The sequence below is a fragment of the Stutzerimonas chloritidismutans AW-1 genome, from assembly GCF_000495915.1.
Taxonomy (GTDB): domain Bacteria; phylum Pseudomonadota; class Gammaproteobacteria; order Pseudomonadales; family Pseudomonadaceae; genus Stutzerimonas; species Stutzerimonas chloritidismutans.
Window position 1 is genome coordinate 1 of sequence record NZ_AOFQ01000076.1, and the last position, 5,270, is coordinate 5,270.

Below are 5,270 nucleotides of genomic sequence, written 5' to 3' on the forward strand. Positions count from 1 at the left end.
TCCCCCTGCCAGTACTACAAGTTCGACAAGCCCAACCGTTGGCTCAACTCGGGCGGCCTCGGCACCATGGGCTTTGGTCTGCCTGCAGCCATGGGCGTGAAGCTGAACTTCCCCGAAGCCGATGTCGCGGTGGTGACGGGTGAGGGCAGCATCCAGATGAACATCCAGGAGCTGTCCACCTGCCTGCAGTACGACCTGCCGGTGAAGATCATCAACCTCAACAACGGTGCGCTGGGAATGGTTCGCCAGTGGCAGGACATGGTGTACAACAGCCGCTATTCGCACTCCTACATGGAGTCGCTGCCAGACTTCGTCAAGCTGGCCGAGGCTTATGGTCACGTGGGAATGCGCATCACCGACCTCAAGGACCTCAAGCCGATGATGGAAGAGGCGTTCGCCATGAAGGATCGCCTGGTCTTCCTGGATATCGCGGTCGATACCGCTGAGCACGTCTATCCGATGCAGATCAAAGACGGTGCGATGCGCGACATGTGGCTGAGCAAGACGGAGCGGACCTGATCATGAGACACATCATTTCCCTGCTGATGGAAAACGAACCGGGTGCGCTGTCTCGTGTGGTCGGCCTGTTTTCGCAACGCAACTACAACATCGAAAGCCTCACCGTGGCGCCGACCGAAGACCCGACCCTGTCGCGTCTAACGCTGACCACGGTAGGCCACGAGGAGGTGATCGAGCAGATCACCAAAAACCTCAACAAGCTGGTTGAGGTGGTCAAGCTGGTCGACCTGTCGGAGAGCGCCCATATCGAGCGTGAACTTATGCTGATCAAGGTCAAGGCCACCGGTGCCCAGCGCGCCGAGGTCAAGCGCACCACCGATATCTTCCGCGGGCAGATCGTCGACGTGACCACCAGCGTTTATACGATTCAGTTGGCCGGAACCAGCGACAAGCTGGACAGTTTCATCCAGGCCGTTGGCACTGCTTCGATCCTGGAGGTTGTGCGCAGTGGCGTCACCGGGATTTCCCGCGGTGACAAGGTGCTGAGTATCTAACGGCTGGCGGACGCGTCGTCTCTCCAGTCAGTAACGTTTTATCGAATGGCCCACGAGGCCGGCAACAGGGGTAATTCATGAAGGTTTCTTACGATAAAGACTGCGACCTCTCCATCATTCAGGGCAAGAAGGTCGCCATCATCGGTTACGGCTCCCAGGGCCACGCGCACGCGTGCAACCTGAAGGATTCCGGCGTCGACGTCACCGTCGGCCTGCGCCCGGGCTCGTCGTCCATTGCCAAGGCCGAGGCCCATGGCCTGAAGGTCAGCGACGTGCCGGCCGCTGTTGCTGCTGCCGACCTGGTGATGATCCTGACCCCGGACGAGTTCCAGGGCCGCCTGTACAAGGACGAAATCGAGCCGAACCTGAAGCAGGGCGCTACTCTGGCCTTCGCCCACGGCTTCTCGATCCACTACAACCAGGTCGTGCCCCGTGCCGATCTGGACGTGATCATGATTGCTCCCAAGGCGCCGGGCCACACTGTGCGTTCCGAGTTCGTCAAGGGCGGCGGCATCCCTGACCTGATCGCGATCTACCAGGACGCTTCCGGCAATGCCCGCAACGTCGCGCTGTCCTACGCCTGTGGTGTCGGCGGTGGCCGTACCGGCATCATCGAAACCACCTTCAAGGACGAAACCGAAACCGACCTGTTCGGCGAGCAGGCTGTTCTCTGTGGCGGTTGCGTCGAGCTGGTCAAGGCCGGCTTCGAAACTCTGGTCGAAGCTGGCTACGCGCCGGAAATGGCCTACTTCGAGTGCCTGCACGAGCTGAAGTTGATCGTCGATCTGATGTTCGAAGGCGGCATCGCTAACATGAACTACTCGATCTCCAACAACGCCGAGTACGGCGAGTACGTGACCGGCCCTGAGGTGATCAACGCCGAGTCCCGTGCCGCCATGCGTAATGCCCTGAAGCGCATTCAGGACGGCGAGTACGCCAAGATGTTCATCACCGAGGGCGCTGCCAACTATCCGTCCATGACTGCCTACCGTCGCAACAACGCGGCGCACGGTATCGAAGTGGTCGGCGAGAAGCTGCGTGCAATGATGCCTTGGATCGCGGCGAACAAGATCGTCGACAAGAGCAAGAACTGATCGTTCTACTGCTCAAGAAAACGCGGCTTCGGCCGCGTTTTTTCGTTCGGCCTGCCAGGCTTCTGGTATAAAACCCGGCTTTGGCCAGGCTGAACCCCAAGTCTCCAGGACTGGTCGAAATCTATCCGTAACCTGTTGTAGAAGGTGAATGCGCATGAGTGGACAACCCGAAGAGCCGAACAAGCCAGTCGAGCCAGAAAGCATTCTGCCGATCGACGAGCATGTCGAGGAGACCCAAGAGCCTGATGGGCGCAAGGTTCGTCATCGTGGCATCTATCTGCTGCCCAATCTGTTCACCACCGCCAACCTTTTTGCTGGTTTTTTTTCGATCATCACCGCGATTAACGGCAACTTCTACGTGGCCGCCGCCACGGTGTTCGTCGCTATGGTGCTCGATAGTCTGGATGGGCGCGTGGCTCGTCTCACCAATACCCAAAGCGCATTTGGTGCCGAGTACGATTCGCTGTCGGACATGGTTGCCTTTGGTCTGGCCCCCGCAGTGCTGGCGTACGAGTGGGCATTGTCCGAACTGGGTAATGTTGGTCTCACCGTCGCCTTCATATATGTCGCTTGCGCCGCTCTGCGTCTGGCGCGTTTCAATACGCAGATCGGTAAGGTGGACAAGCGCTGGTTCATTGGTCTGGCTAGCCCGGCTGCGGCGGGAGTAGTCGCCGGCTGGGTCTGGGCTGTCTGGGCACTGGATGAGGTTGGTATTCGCGGAGTCGATCTGCCGCTCATATTGGTCATGCTGTTCGCGCTGATGGTCGCGGCCGCAGGTTTGTTGATGGTCAGCAATATCAAGTACTACAGCTTCAAGGATCTCGATTTGAAAGGGCGCGTACCTTTCGTCGCTATCCTGATAGTGGTGCTCGTGTTCGCTGTCGTATTCAGTGATCCGCCCCGCATTCTGCTGTTGATCTTCCTGGCGTATGCGGCGTCCGGTCCTGTGCAGTACCTGATGCAGTTGCGCCGCCGCAAGCGTGTCGAGGGTTGATTTTCAGCTCGGCTGCGCGTATTACTCCATCGGAGTCAATACGCGGAGCAACCCATGCTGATCAAGATTCCCGCCTCCGGCGAGTGTCGTGAGTCAGAGGTAACGACCGAGGCTGCTTACTTGAGCCGTCGGCAGATTCTTGGTGGAGTGATGCTTTCGGGGGCTGCCGTCGGATTGCCAGCTCTCGCTAAAGCTTCCGAGCGTTATCCTGGCGTTACATCGGCGCCAGCGCCGAAATGGTTTACCGACAAGCTCGCCAGCGCCCGTTGGCAAGCCATGACCGCAGACGGCGAAGCCATCACGCCATTTGCGGACGCTTCCCAGTACAACAACTTCTACGAATTTGGCCCCAACAAGGGTGATCCGGCGCGTCATGCTTCGACTTTGAAAGTGGAGCCTTGGTCGGTGTTGATCGACGGTGAGATCGATCAGCCTGGGCGTTACTCTCTTGAGGAGCTGTGCTCGGAAAGCCGACTCGAGGAACGCATCTATCGGCTTCGCTGTGTTGAAGCTTGGTCAATGGTCATTCCGTGGCTGGGATTTCCTTTGGCCGATCTGATTCGCAAGGCCCAACCGCATTCCTCTGCGAAGTTCATTCGTTTCGAAACGGCGTACCGGTCGGAGGAAATGCGCGGAACCCGCTCCGGGTTTGGGCTGATCGATTGGCCCTATGTCGAAGGGTTGCGAATGGATGAGGCCATGCATCCGCTAACGTTGCTTGCAGTCGGGATGTATGGCCGTACGCTACCTAACCAGAATGGGGCGCCGCTGAGGCTGGTGGTCCCTTGGAAGTACGGCTTCAAGAGCATCAAGTCGATTGTACGCATCAGCTTCGTGCGCGAGCAGCCGATTACAACCTGGCAGTCGATGGCGCCCCAGGAATATGGGTTCTACGCCAACGTCAACCCGAAGGTCTCGCACCCGCGATGGTCGCAAGCTCGTGAGCGCCGGCTCCCAGGAAGCCTGTTCAGCACAAACCTCCGGGACACCCAACTGTTCAACGGCTACGCGGAGCAAGTCGCGGGTTTATATAGCTCGATGGATCTCAGTAAGGACTATTGATGCGCTACCCTGTGTGGCGGCCAGCAGTTTTCGCCTGTGCCGCGAGCTTGCCGTTTTATTGGCTGTATCTGGGCTGGCAGTTCGCGCTTGGTCCTGACCCAGGCAAGGTGCTGGTCGATAATCTCGGTGAGGGTGCGCTGGTTTTGCTGCTTCTGACGCTTTCGATGACTCCGATGCAACGGCTGACAGGATGGGGTGGCTGGCTGGCCGTCCGACGTCAGCTCGGACTGTGGTGTTTCACCTATGCACTGCTGCACCTGAGTGGTTATCTATACTTCTTATTGGGTGGCGAGTTTTCTCGTTTGGGCGAGGAATTGCGCGAACGCCCCTATGTTCTGGTCGGTGGACTAGGGTTTGTCGGACTGACCGTCTTGGCGATGACATCATCCCGGTGGAGCATGCGCCGGCTTGGTAAGCGCTGGAAGAAAGTGCATAGATTGGTTTATCTCATTGTCATTCTTGCGTTGCTGCATATGCTCTGGGTCGTTCGAGCGGACGCGGCCCGTTGGTTTCTCTATGCGGGTATTGCAATGGCGCTGTTCTTCTTGCGTGTTCCAGCGGTGACTAAGACTCTCGCTTCAGTGCGCAGCAGAAAAGGTAGGGGTAAATAAAACTGAAATAAACGGTTGACGTTGATTTTCAGGCTCCTATAATGCGTACCACTTCCGGCGCAGCCCTTAAGCAAAACCTCTTGTAAATCAAAAGGTTAGCGAAATAAAAAGGGTTGCACGGATGGCGGATTCGAGTAGAATGCGCCGGGCTGGCAGGGTGGTGGTTGGATCCTGTTGGCGGCTTCGGTCGGGTTAATCGGAAGCGGTTGAAAGAGGTGGTTGACAGCGGATTTGAACGCTGTATGATTCGCCTCCCGCTGACGAGAGACGCAAGTTGATCTGAAGCGCAAGCGGTTGAGAAGAAAGAAAAATTCTTCAAAAACAGCTTGACAGGTAACAAGGCTGCTGTAGAATGCGCGGCCTCGGTTGAGACGAAAGACTTGATCGAAACGCTCTTTAACAACTGAATCAAGCAATTCGTGTGGGTGCTTGTGAATGTAAGACTGATGGTCAGATAGATTATCAGCATCACAAAGCAAGAAATGTCGCAAACCGA

Annotated in this window: 6 protein-coding genes and 1 pseudogene; 6 read left to right on the forward strand and 1 reads right to left on the reverse strand. The window is 57.2% G+C overall.

The window, feature by feature from the left end; all coding sequences use genetic code 11:
* The 6 genes from F753_RS48420 to msrQ form a co-directional block, all read left to right on the forward strand.
* On the forward strand, positions 1-519 hold a 519-nt coding region (locus tag F753_RS48420), incomplete at its 5' end, for a thiamine pyrophosphate-dependent enzyme (RefSeq protein ID WP_023447196.1).
* A gap of 2 nt (positions 520-521) precedes the next feature.
* Positions 522-1,013: an acetolactate synthase small subunit gene (ilvN, locus tag F753_RS48425; RefSeq protein WP_003279875.1), complete on the forward strand. Its 492-nt coding sequence runs from the start codon at positions 522-524 to the stop codon at positions 1,011-1,013.
* Positions 1,014-1,090: 77 nt separating this feature from the next.
* Positions 1,091-2,107: a ketol-acid reductoisomerase gene (gene ilvC, locus F753_RS48430; RefSeq protein WP_003303406.1), complete on the forward strand. Its 1,017-nt coding sequence runs from the start codon at positions 1,091-1,093 to the stop codon at positions 2,105-2,107.
* A gap of 154 nt (positions 2,108-2,261) precedes the next feature.
* Positions 2,262-3,101 carry a CDP-diacylglycerol--serine O-phosphatidyltransferase gene (pssA, locus tag F753_RS48435; protein ID WP_014819285.1) on the forward strand — a complete coding sequence of 280 codons (840 nt, stop codon included), beginning with the start codon at positions 2,262-2,264 and terminating at the stop codon, positions 3,099-3,101.
* A gap of 54 nt (positions 3,102-3,155) precedes the next feature.
* Positions 3,156-4,163 carry a protein-methionine-sulfoxide reductase catalytic subunit MsrP gene (gene msrP / locus F753_RS48440; protein WP_023447197.1) on the forward strand — a complete coding sequence of 336 codons (1,008 nt, stop codon included), beginning with the start codon at positions 3,156-3,158 and terminating at the stop codon, positions 4,161-4,163.
* Positions 4,163-4,774, forward strand: a complete 612-nt coding sequence (msrQ, locus tag F753_RS48445; RefSeq protein ID WP_023447198.1) for a protein-methionine-sulfoxide reductase heme-binding subunit MsrQ — start codon at positions 4,163-4,165, stop codon at positions 4,772-4,774. The genes msrP and msrQ overlap by 1 nt, the downstream gene beginning before the upstream one ends.
* Before the next feature lie 95 nt (positions 4,775-4,869).
* Here msrQ and F753_RS49425 read toward each other — a convergent pair.
* Positions 4,870-5,270 (reverse strand): annotated as a pseudogene (locus F753_RS49425) (hypothetical protein); the annotation flags it as partial.